Annotated in this window: 16 protein-coding genes and 1 pseudogene; 9 read left to right on the forward strand and 8 right to left on the reverse strand. The window is 75.1% G+C overall.

Going from position 1 to position 18,132, the window contains the following annotated elements:
* Positions 1 to 196 precede the first annotated feature (196 nt).
* The 3 genes and pseudogenes from CUT83_RS03495 to CUT83_RS30700 form a co-directional block, all read left to right on the forward strand.
* Complete coding sequence (locus tag CUT83_RS03495; RefSeq protein WP_101254427.1) at positions 197 to 2,023, forward strand: AMP-dependent synthetase/ligase; 1,827 nt, start codon at positions 197 to 199, stop codon at positions 2,021 to 2,023.
* Between the two features lie 198 nt (positions 2,024 to 2,221).
* Positions 2,222 to 3,049 (forward strand): aldo/keto reductase, encoded by an 828-nt coding sequence (locus CUT83_RS03500; RefSeq protein WP_101254400.1) that lies wholly within the window; start codon positions 2,222 to 2,224, stop codon positions 3,047 to 3,049.
* A 12-nt stretch (positions 3,050 to 3,061) separates the two neighbouring features.
* Positions 3,062 to 3,196: pseudogene (locus CUT83_RS30700) on the forward strand (S1 family peptidase); the annotation flags it as partial.
* 87 nt (positions 3,197 to 3,283) lie between these two features.
* Here CUT83_RS30700 and CUT83_RS03510 read toward each other — a convergent pair.
* A complete protein-coding gene (locus CUT83_RS03510) occupies positions 3,284 to 3,592 on the reverse strand; it encodes a 4a-hydroxytetrahydrobiopterin dehydratase (protein ID WP_101254401.1) in 309 nt (102 codons plus the stop codon).
* A gap of 51 nt (positions 3,593 to 3,643) precedes the next feature.
* Here CUT83_RS03510 and CUT83_RS03515 point away from each other — a divergent pair, with 51 nt between their 5' ends.
* Complete coding sequence (locus CUT83_RS03515; protein ID WP_101254402.1) at positions 3,644 to 4,471, forward strand: helix-turn-helix domain-containing protein; 828 nt, start codon at positions 3,644 to 3,646, stop codon at positions 4,469 to 4,471.
* Positions 4,472 to 4,658: 187 nt separating this feature from the next.
* On the opposite strand, the gene CUT83_RS03520 is transcribed toward CUT83_RS03515, so the two are convergent.
* The gene (locus CUT83_RS03520; RefSeq protein WP_240957578.1) at positions 4,659 to 6,737 is read right to left on the reverse strand and encodes a phage holin family protein; all 2,079 of its coding nucleotides are present in this window, start codon (positions 6,735 to 6,737) and stop codon (positions 4,659 to 4,661) included.
* 339 nt (positions 6,738 to 7,076) lie between these two features.
* On the opposite strand from CUT83_RS03520, the gene CUT83_RS03525 reads away from it, so the two are divergent.
* Both CUT83_RS03525 and CUT83_RS03530 read left to right on the forward strand, forming a co-directional pair.
* Positions 7,077 to 7,853: an MBL fold metallo-hydrolase gene (locus tag CUT83_RS03525; protein ID WP_101254429.1), complete on the forward strand. Its 777-nt coding sequence runs from the start codon at positions 7,077 to 7,079 to the stop codon at positions 7,851 to 7,853.
* Positions 7,853 to 8,485 (forward strand): DedA family protein, encoded by a 633-nt coding sequence (locus CUT83_RS03530; RefSeq protein ID WP_101254403.1) that lies wholly within the window; start codon positions 7,853 to 7,855, stop codon positions 8,483 to 8,485. The genes CUT83_RS03525 and CUT83_RS03530 overlap by 1 nt, the downstream gene beginning before the upstream one ends.
* Positions 8,486 to 8,506: 21 nt before the next feature.
* Here CUT83_RS03530 and CUT83_RS03535 read toward each other — a convergent pair whose 3' ends face one another.
* The 3 genes from CUT83_RS03535 to CUT83_RS03545 form a co-directional block, all read right to left on the reverse strand.
* Entirely contained in the window at positions 8,507 to 9,562 is a 1,056-nt protein-coding gene (locus CUT83_RS03535; protein ID WP_101254404.1) for an MBL fold metallo-hydrolase, read from the reverse strand.
* Positions 9,563 to 9,630: 68 nt separating this feature from the next.
* Positions 9,631 to 11,007: an aminotransferase class I/II-fold pyridoxal phosphate-dependent enzyme gene (locus CUT83_RS03540; RefSeq protein WP_101254405.1), complete on the reverse strand. Its 1,377-nt coding sequence runs from the start codon at positions 11,005 to 11,007 to the stop codon at positions 9,631 to 9,633.
* 93 nt (positions 11,008 to 11,100) lie between these two features.
* Positions 11,101 to 11,868 carry a GAF and ANTAR domain-containing protein gene (locus CUT83_RS03545; RefSeq protein WP_240957570.1) on the reverse strand — a complete coding sequence of 256 codons (768 nt, stop codon included), beginning with the start codon at positions 11,866 to 11,868 and terminating at the stop codon, positions 11,101 to 11,103.
* Positions 11,869 to 12,123: 255 nt separating this feature from the next.
* Between CUT83_RS03545 and CUT83_RS03550 the strand changes: the two genes are divergently transcribed.
* On the forward strand, positions 12,124 to 13,284 hold the full coding sequence (locus tag CUT83_RS03550; protein WP_101254406.1) for a PAS domain-containing protein: 1,161 nt from the start codon (positions 12,124 to 12,126) through the stop codon (positions 13,282 to 13,284).
* A 152-nt stretch (positions 13,285 to 13,436) separates the two neighbouring features.
* Here CUT83_RS03550 and CUT83_RS03555 read toward each other — a convergent pair whose 3' ends face one another.
* Positions 13,437 to 14,303, reverse strand: coding sequence for a SigB/SigF/SigG family RNA polymerase sigma factor (locus CUT83_RS03555; RefSeq protein ID WP_101254407.1), 867 nt, complete (start codon positions 14,301 to 14,303; stop codon positions 13,437 to 13,439).
* Between the two features lie 236 nt (positions 14,304 to 14,539).
* Here CUT83_RS03555 and CUT83_RS03560 point away from each other — a divergent pair, with 236 nt between their 5' ends.
* A complete protein-coding gene (locus CUT83_RS03560; protein ID WP_101254408.1) occupies positions 14,540 to 15,511 on the forward strand; it encodes a TIGR03557 family F420-dependent LLM class oxidoreductase in 972 nt (323 codons plus the stop codon).
* A 141-nt stretch (positions 15,512 to 15,652) separates the two neighbouring features.
* Here CUT83_RS03560 and CUT83_RS03565 read toward each other — a convergent pair whose 3' ends face one another.
* Together CUT83_RS03565 and CUT83_RS03570 are read right to left on the reverse strand one after the other, a co-directional pair.
* On the reverse strand, positions 15,653 to 16,171 hold the full coding sequence (locus CUT83_RS03565; RefSeq protein WP_101254409.1) for a ribonuclease FAU-1 family protein: 519 nt from the start codon (positions 16,169 to 16,171) through the stop codon (positions 15,653 to 15,655).
* Between the two features lie 397 nt (positions 16,172 to 16,568).
* The gene (locus CUT83_RS03570) at positions 16,569 to 16,796 is read right to left on the reverse strand and encodes a DUF6158 family protein (protein WP_093849708.1); all 228 of its coding nucleotides are present in this window, start codon (positions 16,794 to 16,796) and stop codon (positions 16,569 to 16,571) included.
* 98 nt (positions 16,797 to 16,894) lie between these two features.
* On the opposite strand from CUT83_RS03570, the gene CUT83_RS03575 reads away from it, so the two are divergent.
* Entirely contained in the window at positions 16,895 to 18,097 is a 1,203-nt protein-coding gene (locus CUT83_RS03575) for a baeRF2 domain-containing protein (RefSeq protein ID WP_101254410.1), read from the forward strand.
* Positions 18,098 to 18,132: the final 35 nt, after the last annotated feature.

An 18,132-nucleotide genomic window follows, 5' to 3' on the forward strand; every position in this document is an offset into this window, starting at 1 on the left:
CGCACAAGAGGGGGGAACCGCACGGGAGATCCGGTGGAGAGGACCGGGATGAACGGTGACGGCCCGGCACGGGCGTCCCGAAGTGACCGTATTTACCCCGCCGGGCCGCATCACCTCCCTTCCTGGGCACCCCGCGGATCCGATACGGTCACCTCGCTGTGAGTCCCCCATGGCACAGCGCGACGAGGAGCGGCACGTGCGCGAGTTCACCGTCCCGGCCCTGGCCACGGAGCCTCAGACCGGAGGGCTGGCCGACGCCGTCTTCGACCGTGCCGACGCCGACCCGCGCCAGGTGGTGATGGCCCGCAAGGACGCCTCCGGCACCTGGCGGGACGTGACCGCCGGGGAGTTCCGCGACCAGGTGCTGGCGCTGGCCAAGGGGCTGCTCGCCGAGGGCGTGCGCTTCGGCGACCGGGTGGCGATCATGTCGCGCACCCGCTACGAGTGGACGCTGTTCGACTTCGCCCTGTGGTCGGTGGGCGCCCAGCCGGTGCCGGTCTACCCCACCTCCTCGGCCGAGCAGGTCCACTGGATGCTGCACGACGCGGAGGTGACGGCCGCCGTCGTGGAGCACGAGGACCACGCGATGACCGTCGGCTCGGTCATCGACCGGCTGCCGCGCCTGAAGCGGCTGTGGCAGCTCGACGCGGGCGCCGAGGGGGCGCTGGCCGCCGCCGGGGCGCATCTCCACGCCGACGTGGTGCACCGCCACCGGCTCGCGCTGACCCCGGACACCCCCGCCACCGTCCTGTACACCTCCGGCACCACCGGCCGCCCCAAGGGCTGTGTGCTGACCCACGGCAACTTCATGGCCGAGTGCGACAACATCGTCCGGCGCTACGAGGCCCTCTTCCCCTCCGGGGACGGGAAGCAGGCCTCCACCCTGCTCTTCCTCCCCCTCGCGCACGTCTTCGGGCGGATGATCGAGGTCGGGGCGGTGCGCGCGGGCGTCAGGCTCGGGCACCAGCCCAACATGACCGCCACCGCCCTCCTGCCCGACCTGGCGGCCTTCCGGCCCACCTTCGTGCTGGCCGTGCCCTATATCTTCGAGCGGATCTTCCACGCCGCGCGGCGCAGGGCCGAGGCGGAGGGGAGGCTGGAGGTGTTCGACAGGGCGGTGGACGTGGCAGTCCGCTACGCCGAGGCGATGGAGGAGAAGGCCTTCGGGACCGGGCGCGGCCCGGGTGCGGCCCTGCGGATGCAGCACGGCTTCTTCGACAAGGCCGTCTACTCCCGGCTGCGCGCCGCCCTCGGCGGCCGCTGCCGGTACGCGATGTCGGGCGGTTCGGCGATGGAGCGGCGCCTGGGACTGTTCTACGACGGCGCCGGCATCCGCGTCTTCGAGGGGTACGGGCTGACGGAGACCACCGCCGCGGCCACCGCCAACCCGCCCGAGCAGACCCGTTTCGGCACCGTCGGCGTCCCCATCCCGGGCACCACGGTGCACATCGCCGAGGACGGCGAGGTGTGGCTGCGCGGCGGCCAGGTCTTCGCCGGCTACCTGAACAACACGCGCGCCACCGGCGAGGTGCTGCACAACGGCTGGTTCGCCACCGGCGACCTCGGCTCGCTGGACGAGGACGGCTATCTGACGCTCACCGGCCGGAAGAAGGACGTCCTGGTGACCTCCGGCGGCAAGACCGTCTCGCCGACGCTGCTGGAGGACCGGGTGCGGGCGCACCCGCTGGTGGCGCAGTGCGTCGTGGTCGGCAACGACCGGCCCTACGTCGCCGCGCTGGTCACCCTCGACGAGGAGGCCGTGCACCACTGGCTGACCATGCGCAACAAGCCGGACCTGGGCCCGGCCGAGCTGGTGCGCGACCCCGATCTGGAGGCCGAGGTCAGACGGGCGGTGGTGGCCGCCAACACCCAGGTCTCCCAGGCCGAGTCGATCCGCACCTTCCGGATACTGGGGTCGCGGTTCACCGAGGAGGAGGGGCTGCTCACCCCCTCGTTGAAGCTGAGGCGCAAGGTCGTGGAGAAGACCTACTCGGTCGAGATCGACGCCCTCTACCAGGGCTGAGCGGGGCGGCTGGACCGGGCGGGCCGGGGAGCGGGCCGAGTCCGGAGCCGTACGGCGGGGCGCGCAGGGCTGCGGAGGGCCGCGCAGGGGTACGGCGGAGTGCGACGGGGTTCGGCGAGGCGGGAATGACAACGCTGCCATGATCGTTGGGACCCCGGGTACACGTGTCGCCAACCGACTGACAAGGACCGATCGCTCGTGAGCAACGTTCCCAACATCATCCTCAACAACGGCGTCCGGATGCCGCAGCTCGGCTTCGGCGTGTGGCAGGTGCCGGACGAGGAGGCCACCGCCACCGTCGGGCACGCACTCGCCTCGGGCTACCGCAGCATCGACACCGCCGCGATCTACCAGAACGAGAAGGGCACCGGGAAGGCCATCGCCGAGTCCGGGCTGCCACGCGAAGAGCTCTTCGTGACCACCAAGGTCTGGAACAACGACCACGGCCGCGACGCCGCGCTGCGCGCCTTCGACGCCTCGCTGGAGCGGCTGGGCCTGGACTACGTCGACCTCTACCTCATCCACTGGCCCGCGCCGGGGCAGGACCGGTACGTCGAGACGTGGAAGGCGCTGGAGGAGATCCACGCCGACGGGCGCGCCAAGGCCATCGGCGTGTCCAACTTCAAGCCCACCCACCTGCGGCGGCTGATGGAGGAGACCGAGGTCGTCCCGGCCGTCAACCAGATCGAGCTGCACCCCAACTTCCCGCAGGCCGAGTCCCGCGCCTTCCACGCCGAGCACGGCATCGCCACCGAGGCCTGGTCGCCGCTGGGCCAGGGCAAGGGGCTGCTGGAGGACCCGGTGATCGCCGAGATCGCCCGCAAGCACGGCCGCACCCCCGCCCAGGTGGTGCTGCGCTGGCACCTCCAGACGGGGAACGTGGTGATCCCCAAGTCCGCCACCCCCTCCAGGATCGAGGAGAACATCGACGTCTTCTCCTTCGTCCTGGAGGACGACGACATGACGGGCCTGTCCACCCTGGACAACGGCACCCGGCTGGGCCCCGACCCCGACGAGATGGGCTGAGGCGGCACCGGCTCCGGCGGCTCCCGCTTCTCCGGCGACCAGGCCCAGGGCGTCACCTCCGGAGGCTCCGGCAACTGCCGCACCGGCGGCACCACGTACCACCAGCCGCCGGCCGGCGAAATCCTCTCCGCCCACGGGCTGACCCTCAGGCGGTGATCCGCCACCGCGACACGAACGGAAGCCGCCGCCCGGCCGACCGGGCGGCGGCTTCCGCCGTACACGTGACACGCAGGGCTACGGGCGCGCGCCGTGCGAGGGGGCGATCTCCTCGATCCGCCGCGCCAGGCCCACGTCCAGCTCCGTCACCTTCCCGCCCACGCTGTGGGTGTTCACCGAGACCCCCACCGAGTCGTAACCCAGCAGCAGATCCGCGTGGTGGTTCGTCTCCTCCTGGATCTGCGCGGCGTGGAGCACCATCGCCGCGGCCGGGAAGTGCCCGGCGAAGGAGTACGTCCTCCTCAGCCGGTCCTCGGCGAACTCCCAGCCGGGCAGCTCCGCCAGCGCGGCGTCGATCTCCTGCGAGGTCAGCGGTCGGGGCGCCATGGCACGAAATCTCACTTCCCGTGGACGACCCTCCCAGCCTAGGGTCGCGGCATGGGATCCGCTGCGGCCGACACGGGGACGAGCACGGGGACGGGCAGGCCGGCGAACGGGGTGGGGCCACTGCTGCGGCACTGGCGGGAGCGCGCCGGGCTCAGCCAGCTCGAACTGGCCCTGCGCGCCGACTCCTCCGCCAGGCACATCAGCTTCGTCGAGACCGGGCGCACCCGCCCCAGCCCTGAGATGGTGCTCCGGCTGGCCGAACACCTCGACGTCCCCGTGCGCGAGCGCAACGCGCTGCTGCTGGCCGCCGGGCACGCCCCGCACTACCCCGAGACCCCCGTGGACGACCCCTCGCTGGCCGCCCTGCGCGAGGGCCTGGAGCGGATGCTGACGGCGTACGAGCCCTTCCCCGCCCTGGTGGTCGACGGCCGGTACGAGGTGGTGGCCGCCAACCGCGGCATCGCCGCCCTGCTGGAGGGCGTGGCCGGACACCTTCTGCGCCCGCCGCTGAACGCCATGCGCCTGACCCTCCACCCCGAGGGCCTGGCCCCCCGCATCCGCAACCTCCCCCAGTGGCGCGAGCACCTGCTGGAGCAGATGCGGCGACAGCTCGCGCTGCTGCGGTCGGCGCCGCTGCGCGAGCTGTACGAGGAGGTGGCCGCCCTTCCGGTGTCCGGGGAGGACACCGAACGGCGTGAGACCGCGAGCCCCTTCGCCCTGCCGCTGGTGATCGAGCACCAAGGACACGTGCTGTCGTTCTTCTCCACCATCACCACCTTCAACACCCCCGTGGACGTGACCGTCTCCGAGCTGGCGATGGAGACCTTCGTCCCGGCCGACCCCGAGACGGCGGCCCTGCTGCCGAAGCTGCTCGGGTAGCCGCCTGGTCCGGGGCCGGCCGGGACTCGGTTCCCGTTCTGCCGTTGGTGCGTGTGAAGGCTGATCATCGTTGATACGACAAGCCGCTTGGCACACTTTTTATTCGAATTCGGTGGCCCACTCGTACGGGCCCACTCGTACGGACCCACTCGTACGGACCCGACCGCGGCGGGTGCGAACGGCCCGGTCAGCGCAGGGGTGCGCGGGCCGGGACGAAGGGCGCGGTCACCGCCGGGGCGGCCTGTGCCTCGCGCAGCCAGCCGCGCAGCACCCGGTGGACCTGCTCGGCGCCGACCGGCTCGCCGTCCGCGTCCGGCGGGGACAGCAGGCGCGGGTAGAGGATGAACGCCCGGGACTGCTCGCCTCCCAGGCCGCCGTGGGAGCCGATCTGCTGCTCGAAGGCGTGGACGGCGCCGGTGGCCTGGTCGAGGGCCGAGTTGACCATGATGTCGGCGGCGTGCGGGAAGCGCGCGGTGCGCCGCACCAGGGCGGCGGCGCGGGGCCCGTAGGGCTTCAGGGGGTCCTCGCCGGTGATCTCGCCGGTGTCCAGGCGGTGTTCGCTGTCGCCCGGGCCGAGCACCACCGGCCCGTGGTGCTCGGTGTCCACCAGCAGGAAGCCGATGCCGGGGTGGTTGGCGAGGGTGCGCAGCAGGGCGGGGTGGCGGCGGTCGATCTCCTCGCGGGTGGCCCGCCCGGGGATGCCGGGGAAGGAGACCAGCCCGAGGTTGCCCGAGCCCAGCACCACCGGGTCGGAGGTGGGGGCGGGCCAGTGGGGTTCGGCGCCGTGCCCGTCCTCGGGCCGGTGCAGGGCGGCGCGGGCGGCGGCGCGGGCCTCGGCGCCGCTGGCCGTGTGCCGGGCCCGCCGGGAGACCGGCAGCCCGCATCCGGCGCGGACCAGGTCCTCCAGGGTGAGCCCGTAGCGGGAGTCGAAGGTCTCGCCGGGGCTCTGCCCGTGGTCGGACAGGAGCACCAGGCGGTAGGGCCGGGGGGCCTGGGCGGCGGCATTGGCGATCAGGCCGACGGACCGGTCCAGCCGCCGCAGCACCTGGTGGGTGTCGCGGCCGCGCGGCCCGGAGTGGTGGGCCACCTCGTCGTAGGCGACGAGGTCGGCGTAGACGGCGGTGCGCCCGCTGAGGACGTCGCCGAGGACGGAGGCGACCACCACGTCCCGCTGGACGACGGTGGCGAAGGCCCGGATGAACGGGTAGAGCCCGCCGCGCGGCACCCGCGGGCTGTCCCCGCGCAGCCTGGCGCGGGTGGACTGGACGATCTCGCGGACGACCTCGGCGGTGAAGGAGGCGGCCGTGCGGGTGGCGTTGGCCGGGTCGGAGAAGTACGCGAAGTACCCGGCGCGCGACCGGTTGTGCCGGCCGCGGCGGGCGGAGACGGAGAGCACCAGGGCCACCTGGGCGGCTCCGCCGCTGAAGAGGTTGCCGCGGCTGGCGCCGTCCTGGGCGAGCAGTCCGGGCTCGCCGCTGTGCTCGGCGGCGCGGCGCTGGAGCCGGGCGGCGCTGGAGGGCCGGTTGCTGATCACCACCTCGCCGGTCTCCTTCTCGTACCAGCGGAAGGCGGGCACGTCCTCGTTGGAGCCGTGCAGGATGCCGAGCTGGCTGGCGCCGGTCTGGCTGGACCAGTCGGTGTGCCAGGGGACGAGGCGGTGGGTGTCGCGGAGCATGGCGGCGACGGTGGGCATCAGCGGTTCGCCGTCGGCGGGCGCCGCGACCGCGTCGCGCAGCACGTCGTGGCCGATCCCGTCGAGTTGGAGGAAGACGGTGCCGGGGGTGGCGGGCATCCGGCGGCGCCCGGAGCGGCGCCAGCGGCGGTCGGCGAGCCGGGCCAGGCGCCGCCGGTAGGCCCGGTCGTCGCGGACGGCCAGGAAGGTGTTGGCCGCCGAGGAGGCGGCGGACATCGCGGCGGCGACGACCACGGCGGTCTGCGGGTCGGCCTCGCCCCGGTAGTCGGGCAGGAGGGCGAGTGCCAGCCACAGCAGCGAGCCGTTGAGGAAGAACACCAGCAGGCCCAGCACCAGGGCGGGCACCAGCAGCAGGGCTCTGACCAGCACGGGCCACACCAGGGCGCTGAGCAGGCCGAAGGCGCCGGCCCCGAGGGCGGCGGTGATCCCGATGCTGGTGGCGCTGTCGCCGTCGGCGGACTGGAGCCGGAAGTCGGGGAGCACGCCGGCCAGCACCAGCATGGTGAGGGTGCTCACCGCCCACACCACCAGGACGCGCAGCACCGCGCCGCCCGCCCTGCGCCAGGCCGCCATCCGCACGCCGTCCGCCTTTCCTCCTCCGGGGCCCCGGGCCGGGCCCGCGCCGGCTCCCGCCGGGCCCGGTCGGCCCCGCCGGGCCCGGTCGGCCCCGCCGGGCCCGGTCGGCCCCGCCGGGTCCTCGCGGGCCCCTGCGGTCCGCGTTCTCCGCGCCGGGGACGTCCATGCTCCCCGCGCGCCGGAGACCGCCGTACCCGGCCCGGCACATCCCACTTTTCCACAGCGCTTCCCCCTTCCGGGGGCGCGTCCGGTCACTTTGCGAAGGCTCCCGGGGGCGCGGGAGTGTGATGAGAGGATCGGTACGGGGAAGGGGCGGGCGGAGGGAAGGAGGGCCCGGTGCCTGCGGAGATCACGTGGTGGGGCCATGCCACGACGACGGTGCGCGACCGCGGCGTGACGGTGCTCACCGACCCGGTGTTCGTCCGGCGGCTGGCCCATCTGCGCAGGCGGCGCGGACAGCCGCCGCCGGAGTCGGCGGCGCGGGTGGATCTGGTGGTGGTCTCCCATCTGCACGCCGACCATCTGCATCTGCCCTCCCTGGCCCGCCTGGCTCCCGGCACCCGGGTGGTGGTGCCGCGCGGCGCGCTCGCCTCGGTGGCGGGGCTGCGGCGGCTGGCGGGGCGGCTGCGGATCGAGGAGGTCGACGTGGGCGAGCGGGTGCGGGCCGGGGATGTGACCGTCCGCGCGGTGCCCGCGGAGCACGACGGGCGGCGGCTGCCCTACGGGCCGCATCTGGCGCCCGCCCTGGGCTATGTGGTCGAGGGGGATTCCAGGACGTACTTCGCCGGTGACACGGGGCTGTTCGACTCCATGGCGGAGGCGGTCGGCCCGGTGGACGCGGCGCTGCTGCCCGTGGGCGGCTGGGGGCCGAAGCTGGGCGACGGGCACATGAACGCGCGCCGGGCCGCCGAGGCGCTGGCCCGGCTGGGGGCGCCGCTGGCGGTGCCGGTGCACTACGGCACGTACTGGCCGATCGGTCTGGACGCGGTCCGGCCGCACGAGTTCCACTCCCCCGGCGACGAGTTCGCGCGGCTGGCGGCGCGCTCGGCCCCCGCCGCGGCGGTGCACCGGCTGGGGCACGGCGAGAGCGTACGGCTGGAGGCGGCGGGGTGATGGAGGCGCTGCTGGGCGCGGTGCGGGAGATACCGGGGCAGGTGGCGCCCGGCGCGGTGGGCTATCCGTCGCTGTTCCTGCTGGTGGCCTTCGGCGCGCTGGTGCCGGTGGTGCCGACGGGGGCGCTGGTCAGCGCGGCGTCGGCGGTGGCGTTCCACCGCAGTCCTCCGGTCCTTCCGCTGCTGCTGGTGTTCGCCGTCGCGTCGCTGGCCGCATTCCTGGGCGATCTGCTGCTGTACTGGCTCGGGCGGCGCGGCGGTCACTCCAGGAGCGGGGAGCGCTGGCTGGAGCGGATGCGCGGGCGGGCCGATCCGGAGCGGCTGGAGGCCTCGCGGCGGAAGCTGGACGAGCACGGCGTGACGGTGCTGGTCCTCTCCCGGCTGGTGCCGGCCGGGCGGATCCCGGTGATGGTGGCCTGCCTGCTGTCGCGGGTGCCGGTGCGGCGGTTCGTGCGCGGCGCGGCTCCGGCCTGCCTGGTGTGGACGGCGACCTACCAGCTGATCGGGATCCTGGGCGGGTCGCTGTTCCCCGAGCCGTGGCAGGGCGTTGCCGCGGCGGTCGGCCTGACGCTGCTGGTCGGCGCGGCGCCCTCGGCGTGGCGGCGGATGCGCCCGGTGCGGGTCCCGCGCTAGGCGGGGCCGGGGCCGGCCCGGTCAGTCCAGGATCCTGGAGGCCCCGATCGGCATGTCCCACAGGTCCTCGCGCGGACGTCCCGCCGCGGCCCAGGCGGCCCGTACCCGGCTCAGCGGCTCCAGCGGCGGCTCGGCCGAGAGCAGGAAGGTGGCCCAGTGCATGGGGGCCATACGGCGGGCGCCGAGGTCCAGACAGGCCTGTACGGCCTCTTCCGGGTCGGTGTGCACCGGGCGGAGCATCCGGCGCGGCGCGTACGCGCCGATCGGCAGCAGGGCGAGGTCGATGCCGGGGTAGCGGTGGCCGATCTCGGTGAACCAGTGGCCGTAGCCGGTGTCGCCGGCGAAGTGGATCCGCCGCCCGTGGCGGTCGGTGAGCACCCAGCCGCCCCACAGCGAGCGGCAGGTGTCGGTGAGGGTGCGCCGGGACCAGTGGTGGGCGGGGACGAAGTCGAGGCGGACGGTGCCGCCGCCCGGCGAGGGCAGTTCGGCGGCCTCCCACCAGTCCAGTTCGGTGACGGACGTGAAGCGGCGCCTGCGGCACCAGGCTCCGAGCCCGGCGGGGACGAACAGCGGGGTGTCGCGCGGCAGGCGCCTGAGGGTGGGGGCGTCGAGGTGGTCGTAGTGGTTGTGGGAGATCACCACGGCGTCGACGGGCGGCAGGTCCTCCCAGGGGACTCCGACCGGGGTGACCCGTGCCGGGGTGCCCAGGATCCGGCGGGACCAGACGGGGTCGGTCAGGACGGTGAGGCCGCCGATGCGCACCACCCAGCTGGCGTGTCCGGCCCAGGTGACGGCGGCGGTGTCGGCGTCGACGGGCGGCAGGGGGGCCGGTTCGCAGGGCAGCAGGGAAACCTCGCGCAGCGTCGCGGGGTCGGGGCGCGTGCTGCCCTCCCTGGCTATGCGGGACAGGGAGCGCAGACCGGGCAGGGGTTCGGTGAGCCGGTCGGCGAAGGTGCCCGGCCAGGTGCGCCGCTCGCCCAGCGGGCGGGGCTCGGGCAGGGCGGGGGGCCGCCGGGGGGAGCCGGCGGCGGGGGCGTCGAGTACGGCCTGTGCGGGCTTGTCCGTCTGCTCGGTCATGCGGGGCTCCCATCTGTGTCCGTCCGGGGCTGTGTCCGGGGCTGTGTCCGGGGCTGTGTCCGGTGATCTCACGGGGCGGGGGCCGCCGGGCCCGCGTCCGTCAGCTCCCGCAGGACCGACTCCAGCGATGCCCGTGCCCCGGCGGAGCCGCCGTCCGGCGTGCCGCCGGACGGCACATCCGTCGACAGGCGCACCCGCAGGGCGTGCGGATCGTCGCCGAAGCGGTGGCCGCCCAGGGCGTACGGGCCCAGCCGCCGCACCAGTTCCGCCTCCAGCCGGGGGGCGTCCCCGATGCCGCGGGCGGCCAGCGCGGGGCGCAGCGCCTCGAAGTCGGGGTAGATGTAGCGGCCGGCGTGCGGTGGCCGGCAGACCGCGCCGGCGCGGGCCAGGATCCGGTGGAGCGCGGCGGCGCGGGCGGCGTGGGCGCGGTTGTCGGCGGCGCGGTGCTCGCGCAGCGGTTCCGCCTCACCCAGCGCCTCGGCGGCGGCGGTGGCGTCGCGGTCGCGGGGGCGGGCGTGCAGGGCTGCCAGGACGGCGCGGGTGCGCTCGCCCAGCTCCCGCCCGCGCGCGGTGGCGGGCAGCCGGGCCACGCCCACGGCGGTGCCCGGCCCGAAGGCGTACTCCGGGTCGGCGCCGAGGTCGACGAGGACCACGACGCAGTCGTGGTCCCCGCCCTCGTCCGCGCCGCCCTCGTCCGCGCCGCCGGGCGGGCCGTGGGAGGCGCGGGCACGGTCGTGGAGGGCGTGGGCGTGGGTGCCGGCTCCGGTGCGGCGGGCGGACCGGTGCAGGATCTCGGCGGGGCTGACGATCACCGTGTCGTGGGGGTCGTGGGAGGTGTCGCGCCAGCTCTCGTCGCTGATGATCAGCAGGTCCTCCTGGACGGCCGCCTCGCACACCTCGTGCAGCAGCTCGGGCGGCGCCGTCGTCCCGGTCAGTCCGTCGGCCACGGACAGCAGCAGCACCCGCGGGTCGCCGCCGGCGGCGCGGGCCCGGCCCACGGTCTCCAGCAGTGCGAAGGGGTCGGGCACCCCTCCGCACTCGGCCGGCACGGGTACGGGGTGCAGCGGCCGGCCGAGCAGCCGTGTCTGGTCGGCGTGCCAGGCCGGGCCCGGCCTGGGCAGCACCACCCCGCCGCCGTCCTCCGTCCCGCCCTCCCCCCGCCCGTGGACGTGTCCGTCTCCGGGCTCGGCGGCGGCGAGCAGTGCCAGCAGGAGCAGGGGGGCGGTGGGGGCCACGACGACCTGTCCGGGCTCGGTGGGCAGGCCACGCCGCCCCCAGTAGCCGCAGGCCGCCTCGGCCACGGCGCCGTGAACGCCGTACGCGCCGTACGCGCCCCCGCCGTGTCCGCCGTGTCCGCCGTGTCCGGTGTCCCGGGCGCCGCACGGATCCGGTGCGGTCACGGCCGCGGGGGTGGAGGTGGGGCCGTCGGGTCGGGTCTGCTGCATCCGTGCCTCCGCCGTGTCCGGGGGCGGCCCGCCGGCCGCTCCGTCTGGCTGTTCTGGTTCCGCCGCTGTCCTCCGGCCCTTCCGCCGGACCGGTCAGGGCCGCCGGGCCCGCTCCCGGAAGCGCTGGAGTTCCTGCTCCATGCCGTGGCCCCGGGTACGCACCAGGGCCGCGGCCAGGTCGGAGAGCTTGCGGTTGGTGTGCTGCGAGATCCCGCGCAGCAGGTCGAACGCCTCCCGCGCATCGCAGCCGAGCACGTACATCACGATCCCGCACGCCTGGTCCACGACGGGTCTGCTGCGCATCGCGTACCTGAGCTGCTCCGTCTCCGCCAGCGCCGCGCGGTGGCAAAGGTCGCGGGCCAGTCCGGTGGCGGCCAGGTCGCCCAGAAGCGCCGCCGGGCAGCGGACGGTCTCCTCCAGCGGGCGGGGGCGGAAGCCGTGGACGGTGACGGTGAGGGTGAGACCGCCCCGGCGGTACGGCAGGGCGGCGCCGGAGCGCAGCCCCATCTCCAGCGCCCTGGCACGGTAGCCGGGCCAGCGGTCGTCCAGCAGCAGGTCGTCCGAGCCGGCGGGGCGGCCGGTGCGCAGGGCCTGCGGCACGGGACCGTCCCCGTCCTCCCACTGGACGGCGACGAGTGCGGACAGGTCCGGATGGGTGACGGCGGTGGTGCCCTCGGCCGGGTCGGAGCCGGTGTGGGCGGTGGCGGTGGCGCCGCAGCAGCCGGGAGTGGAGCGGACGACCTGCTCGGCCAGCCGGGCGAGGCTCCGGGCGGGCGAGGCGGCGTCGAGCGCCGGCTCCGGCTCCGGTCCCGGCCGGGGCGGAGCGGACTCGAACGGCATCGCGTCGCATCGGTCCGGCATGGCGCTGCCCGGTCCTTTCCCTGTTCTCCGGCCGGTTCCGGCCGGCTCCCGAACGTCCGGTTCCGTGGGATCGGCTGCCCCGCGCGGCGGCCGGGAAACAGCCGGCGCGCTCAGCCGTCCCGGGCGGGCGCGGCCCGCCCGGAACCACTCCCGCGCGGCCTCTCCCACCATCATCATCCCAATAAAGAGTGATGAGTAATATTTTTTCCGCGCGATCGACAGGACCGCAGGCTGCCCGCGGGTTACGTTGATGACATGGCGCAGGCGGAGGAGTTCGGAACCGAGCTGGCGGACTTCCGCCGACGGGTGGAGGAACTGCGGTCGGCGCCTGCCCTGCCGGAGGCCGACCGGCTCCCCGCCCTGGAGGCCGCGCTCCTGGAGCTCCGCCACGCGGCCGAGGTGCTGTGGCCGCGCTACCAGGAGCTGGCCGCCGAACGGCACCGCGGCGGCCCGGAGGAGCACCACGAGCACCGGCTGCTGCGCGATCTGTTCCAGCGGCTGCCGGTGGCGGTGGCCCTGCTGGACCGGGACACGGTGGTACGGCGGTGCAACCCCGCCGCCGGGCAGGTGCTGGGAATGCGGGCCGGATACGCCACCGGGCGGGCGCTGACCGGCTCCCTGGCCCACGGCTGTCGGGGGGCCTTCCGCTCCCAGGTGGCCGCGGTCGCCCGCGGCGAGGGCGACCGCGGTCTGACCGTCCGTCTGCCGGGCCCGCCGCGGCACGGCGGCACCGCGCTGCGGACCACCCTGACGGCGCTGCGCCCCCCGCACGAGCCGGGCGCGATCGTTCTGGCCGTCTTCCAGCCGGCCGGGCCCGGCGCGCCCGGCGAAACCGGCCCCGCCGGGCCGGTCGCGGCGGTCGCGGCGGTGGAGCGCGAGGAGCGGCGCCCCGACCCGTCCGAGGCCGCCCGAGGCGCCGAACTGATGGATCTGCTGGACGGGACGACGACGGCGCTGCTCGGCGCCGACTCCCCCAAGGAGGTGCCGCAGCGGGTGGCGGAGGCGCTCTACGGCCGGTTCGCCGACTGGGTCGTCGTCGACGCCGCCGTGCCCGGCGGCGCGCTGCGCCGGGCCGCCGTCCTGGCCCCGGCCGGGCGGCTGCGCGACGCGGTCGCCGGGCAGGACCCGTCCTCCTGGCCGCCGGTGGTGGACGCGGTGCGGCACGGCGGCACGACGCTGCGGGTGCGGCCGGAGGACCCCGGGCTCCTGGGCCAAGACGGTGCCGGGGCCCCCGTTCTGGTGCGGGCCGAGGTCGGCTCGCTGCTGTGCGTGCCGCTGTCCGACGGCGCGGGAGGCCCGGCGCTCGGCGCGCTGACGCTGCTGCGCACCAGTGGCCGCCGGGCCTTCGGGCTGGCGGAGACCGGTGCCGTGGAGCGGATCGCACGGCATGTCGCCCTCGCCCTGCGCGGTCTGTGAGACGCTCCGCGGACTGATCCGCGAACCGTTCCACCGGCTGGACCGGCCGGCCCCGCCGGACACCGGGCGCGCGCCCGCCGTACCCGCGCGGCTCGCGCGGGTACGGCGGGCGCCGGGGGTGCGGAAAGGCGCCGGGGCCGGGCGGCGGCGCGTCAGGCGGCCCGGGAGCCCGCGTAGACGCGCTCGCGCTCCCGCTCCGGTACGGCGGCCTGCTCCCGCTCCAGGTCCGCCTCGACCTCGGCGTGCAGGCGGTTGCAGGTGCGGCTGATCAGCCGGGAGACGTGCATCTGGGAGATGCCGAGCTGCTCGGCGATCCGGCTCTGGGTCATGTCGCAGAAGAAACGCAGGTAGAGGATCTTGCGCTCGCGCTCGGGCAGGTTGCGCAGCCGGGGCTTGAGCGACTCGCGGTAGACGACGAGGTCGAAGCCGGGTTCGGCGCTGCCGAGGGTGTCCACCAGCGCGTAGCCGTCGTCGGCGCCGGGCAGCTCGGCGTCCAGGGAGAGGGTGCTGTAGCTCTCCAGGGCCTCGGAGCCGATGCGCACCTCCTCCTCCGTCAGCCCGCTGTGTTCCGCTATCTCCCTGACGCCGGGGGTGCGGCCGTCGAGGGAGTGGCTGAGCTGGCGGCTGGAGGCTCGTACGCGGTTGCGCAGCTCCTGCACCCGTCGCGGCACGTGCAGGCCCCACATGTGGTCGCGGAAGTGCCGCTTGATCTCGCCGACGATGGTCGGCACCGCGAAGCTCTCGAAGGCACTGCCGCGCGCCGGGTCGTAGCGGGTGACGGCCTTCACCAGGCCGAGGGCGGCCACCTGCTCCAGGTCCTCCAGGGACTCGCCACGGTTGCGGAAGTGCCGGGCCAGGCGCTCGGCCATCGGCATCCAGGCCCGCACCACCCGCTGCCGCAGCTCCTCCCGCTCCGGGCCGTCCGGAAGCTCGGCGATGCGCCGGAACTCGGCGGTGGTGTCGGGGGCGTCGTCGTGCGGGTGCCGCGCGTGCTTTGCTCGTGCTCGTACGGGGGTCATGTGCGGTCTCTCCCGAACTGTGGACTGTGGCTCTGTGGGGGTTACCGCGGGACCGGGCACAGGGGGACCGGGGCCGAAACACCCGGGGCGGGGAATGTCACCGCTCCCGCGGATGTGCCTGCGGTCCGAAGCACGAGGGTTCGGATGCCCGGGGCCCACCCCTTCAAACGATGTTTTTCACACCGGCACCCGGTTACCCGGTGCCCGCACCGCCGGACCTGTGGAGGACTGCGTCGATGACCGAGTACGGCTACTTCCTGGCCTGTGAGGACCACGGACCGAACGAGTTGGTGGAGCAGGCCCGGATGGCCGAGCAGGCGGGCTTCACCTCGCTGTGGATCTCCGACCACTACCACCCGTGGAACGGCGTCCAGGGGCACAGTCCGTTCGTGTGGTCCGTCATCGGCGCGATCTCGCAGGCTACCTCGCTGCCCGTGCAGACGGCGGTCACCTGCCCGACCGTGCGCGTCCACCCCGCGGTGGTCGCCCAGGCCGCCGCCACCGGCGCGGTGATGCTGGAGGGGCGCTTCCGGCTGGGCGTGGGCACCGGCGAGGCGCTCAACGAGCACATCCTGGGCGACCGCTGGCCCCAGGCGTCGGTGCGGATGGAGATGCTGGAGGAGGCCATCGGCGTCATTCGGCGCCTGCTGACCGGCGAGGAGGTCAGCCACCACGGCAGGCACTACACCGTGGAGAACGCCCGGCTGTACGACGTGCCCGACCGGCCGGTGCCGGTCGACGTCTCCGGCTTCGGCCCGGCCGCCATCGAACTGGCCGGACGGGTGGCCGACGGCTTCATCACCACCATGCCCGACGTGGAGGGGCTGGAGCGCTTCCGCCGCAGCGGCGGGGGCCGCGGCTCCGGGCAGGGGCCGGCCTTCGCCGGGACGAAGGTCTGCTACGGCACCGACCGCGACGAGGCCGTGCGCACCGTCCACCGCCGCTGGCCCAACATGTTCCTGCCCGGCGAGCTGGGGCAGGTCCTGCCCACCCCCGCCCACTTCGAGCAGGCCTCGCGACTGGTGACCGAGGAAGTGGTGGCCGGCTCCGGGCTGCCGTGCGGCGACGACCCCGACGAGCACGTACGCGCCCTGCGGGAGTTCGCCGACTCCGGATTCGACGTGGTGCACGTCAACCAGATCGGCCCCGACCTGCGGGGCTTCTTCGACTTCTACCGCAGTGACGTCCTGCCGCGACTGAGGGACTGAGCCGGCCGACGGGCCGTCCGGCGGCGGACGGGCCCCCTGAGCGGGGGCGCGGAGAGGGTGCGGCTCTCCGCGCCCCCTTCGCCTGCCCCGCGCCCGGCCGGGGGTTCGGGGCGGGGCCCGGGGACCCCGGGGTTCCCGGGCTCAGTCCAGCAGGGCGTCGAAACCGCCCTCGCGGGCGAGCCGTTCGAGCTCGTCCAGCGCCCGGCGGGCCCTGCCGGCCGTCTCCGGTTCACTCTCGGGCAGCCCGCTCCCGGCGAACTCGTCCTCGTCCAGGCGCAGCACGGCGGACCGGTCGGACGACACCCACAGGTCCAGTTCCAGGTCCCATGTGGTCAGCGTGTCCCGCGCGACGGCGGCGGGGCGGGTGACGTCGCAGTACCAGCCCTTGAGGGCGCCGCCCGGGCCGCGCACCTCCTTGACCGAGAACCAGCGGTCGCGCCAGTAGTGCTCGGTGAAAACGTCGCCGCTCTCGAAGCGCACGAAGCCGAAGTCCCGTACCGGCGGGCCGGCCCAGGGCGCCCGCACGACGGCGTGGACGCCGTCGTCGCGCTCCACGGTCGCCGGGTAACGGACCTGGCGGCCATGGGACTTGTGCAGGACGACGGTCACCGTGTCGTCCGGCGCCAGGGTGGTTCCGGGGAGGGGGTGCGCATCACTCATGGGCCCACCCTCCACGACGGGCGGCAGGGGCGCACCCGGTTTTCGGGTGCGCCCCTGCCGCCTCCTGCCCGCGCGCCTCGCCCGCGCCTCCGCCGTGCTCGTGTGCTCCCTCTCCCGTGCGCAGCGCGCTCCGGACCGGTGTGCCCCAACGGCCTTGCCGGCAGCCGCGGGTACCGCCCTGAGCAGGGCGGTACCCGGGTTCGGGAGCGGCTCCGGGCACGGTCCCTGACCTCCGTGCCCGGAGCCTTCTCACTCCCCCACAGGGCCGCTCGCTCGGCCGCGGTCCGGGTGCCCCCGCCTGACGGGGGCAAACACCCGCTCACCCGGCCGTCACAGCACCGCCGCCATGCCGCCACCGCCGCGCCGCCGCGCCGCCGCGTTCACCGCGCCCCTCGTCTCACTCGGTGCGCGCCCGGGCGCCCTCCCTGGTACGGCCCGCCGAGACGGCCCGGTCGGGGTGGCGCCGCAGGTACTCGCCCTCCAGTTCGGCGGTGCGCCGGGTGTGCGCGGCCAGCGCGTCCGACGAGCCGTGCAGCAGGGTGTCGTGGCGGGTCCGGTGCAGAGATTCCAGCTCCTCGATCAGCGCGGTCTCGGACAGCTTCTCCGGGTCCACTCCCATTGCCATGGTCCGGTCGCCTCCTTCGTCGGTGTTCTCCGGCGTCGCTCCGTGTCTTTTGCACCGGTTCGGGTACCCGGAAACCGGCGATTCCAAGGAGGGAGCCCATGGAACTCGGATTCCTGAGCCCGATCTTCGACCGTCCCGGCCCCTGGGCCTCGGTCTACTTCGACACCTCGTGGCTGACCGAGGACGCGGCGGCCCGTCACGAACTCGCCGCCCGGGAGGTTCACGATCTGCTGAAAAGCCAGGGAGCGGACGAGCGCACCCGCAAGGCGGTGTACGACGCTCTCATGGCGCTGCCGCGCAGCTCGGCCTCGCCGGGGCGGGCGCTGTTCGCCACCGCGGGCGAGGTGGTGCTCGATCCCGCGCTGGCCCGGGCGCCGAGCGGCGGCCCGCACGCCACCTGGGGGCCGCTGCCGCACACCGCGCCGCTGCTGGAGCTGATGGACACCGCCCCCACCTGCCTGCTGGCCCGCATCGACCGCACCGGTGCGGACCTGGAGCTGCGGGGCTCCTTCGGCAGGCGCGAGGCCGGCCAGATCCAGGGGGAGGACTGGCCGGTGCACCGCACCCCGAACGCCGACTGGTCCGAACGGCGGTTCCAGAACGCGGTGGAGAACACCTGGGAGCACAACGCCGCCCTCATCGCGGAGAGCCTGAGGGCACAGCAGGCCGAGACGGGCGCACAGGTGCTGGTCCTGGCCGGGGACACCCGCGAGTGCCACGCCGTGCACGACCGGCTGGCCCCCGACTTCCACGGGATGGCCGTCATCGCCGAGCACGGGGTGCGCGCCCCGGGCCGTAACGCGGCGGCCGGCGAGGAGAAACTGGAGAAGGAGGTGGAGGAGGCCCGCGCCTCGTATGTGCACCGCCACGCCGCCGAGGTCATGGAGCGGTTCCAGGCCGGGCGGGTGCCGACCGACGACGGCAGGGTGGGCGCCGCCGAGGGGGTGCCCGCGCTGGTGGACGCCGCCCGCGAGCACCGCATCTCCGCCCTGCTGGTCCGTCCCGACGGGCCCGATCTGCACCGCGAGGTGTGGGTGGGCGACGGGCCCGACCAGGTGTCGGTGCGCCGCACCGACATGCAGTACCTGGGCGAGACCCGTCCCGTCAGCGCCCGCGCGGACGACGCGCTGCTGCGGTCGGCGGTGGCGACCGGCGCCGAGGTGATCTCCGTGGGGCCGCTCACGGAGGAGCCCGGGACTCCCGAGGGGCTGCCCGTGGGCGGGCTCGGCGCGCTGCTGCGCTGGCCCTACGGCGGGCCGCCGGCCGAGGGGGCCACGGGTGGTTCGGCCCCGGCCGGATGACCTCGTGCACCCAGCACACCGGCCCGGCGGGCGGC

The sequence above is a fragment of the Streptomyces barkulensis genome (genome assembly GCF_002843305.1).
Lineage (GTDB): Bacteria > Actinomycetota > Actinomycetes > Streptomycetales > Streptomycetaceae > Streptomyces > Streptomyces barkulensis.

What these genes read in the sequence shown, in the direction of transcription:
- CUT83_RS03510 (WP_101254401.1), bottom strand. Translation starts at nt 3,592, where the DNA reads ATGGCGCCCCGACCGCTGACCTCGCAGGAGATCGACGCCGCGCTGGCG.
- CUT83_RS03555 (WP_101254407.1), bottom strand. Translation starts at nt 14,303, where the DNA reads ATGACCCCCGTACGAGCACGAGCAAAGCACGCGCGGCACCCGCACGAC.
- CUT83_RS03575 (WP_101254410.1), top strand. Translation starts at nt 16,895, where the DNA reads ATGGAACTCGGATTCCTGAGCCCGATCTTCGACCGTCCCGGCCCCTGG.
- CUT83_RS03530 (WP_101254403.1), top strand. Translation starts at nt 7,853, where the DNA reads ATGGAGGCGCTGCTGGGCGCGGTGCGGGAGATACCGGGGCAGGTGGCG.
- CUT83_RS03515 (WP_101254402.1), top strand. Translation starts at nt 3,644, where the DNA reads ATGGGATCCGCTGCGGCCGACACGGGGACGAGCACGGGGACGGGCAGG.
- CUT83_RS03520 (WP_240957578.1), bottom strand. Translation starts at nt 6,737, where the DNA reads ATGGCGGCCTGGCGCAGGGCGGGCGGCGCGGTGCTGCGCGTCCTGGTG.
- CUT83_RS03550 (WP_101254406.1), top strand. Translation starts at nt 12,124, where the DNA reads ATGGCGCAGGCGGAGGAGTTCGGAACCGAGCTGGCGGACTTCCGCCGA.
- CUT83_RS03565 (WP_101254409.1), bottom strand. Translation starts at nt 16,171, where the DNA reads ATGAGTGATGCGCACCCCCTCCCCGGAACCACCCTGGCGCCGGACGAC.
- CUT83_RS03570 (WP_093849708.1), bottom strand. Translation starts at nt 16,796, where the DNA reads ATGGCAATGGGAGTGGACCCGGAGAAGCTGTCCGAGACCGCGCTGATC.
- CUT83_RS03545 (WP_240957570.1), bottom strand. Translation starts at nt 11,868, where the DNA reads ATGCCGGACCGATGCGACGCGATGCCGTTCGAGTCCGCTCCGCCCCGG.
- CUT83_RS03535 (WP_101254404.1), bottom strand. Translation starts at nt 9,562, where the DNA reads ATGACCGAGCAGACGGACAAGCCCGCACAGGCCGTACTCGACGCCCCC.
- CUT83_RS03540 (WP_101254405.1), bottom strand. Translation starts at nt 11,007, where the DNA reads ATGCAGCAGACCCGACCCGACGGCCCCACCTCCACCCCCGCGGCCGTG.
- CUT83_RS03560 (WP_101254408.1), top strand. Translation starts at nt 14,540, where the DNA reads ATGACCGAGTACGGCTACTTCCTGGCCTGTGAGGACCACGGACCGAAC.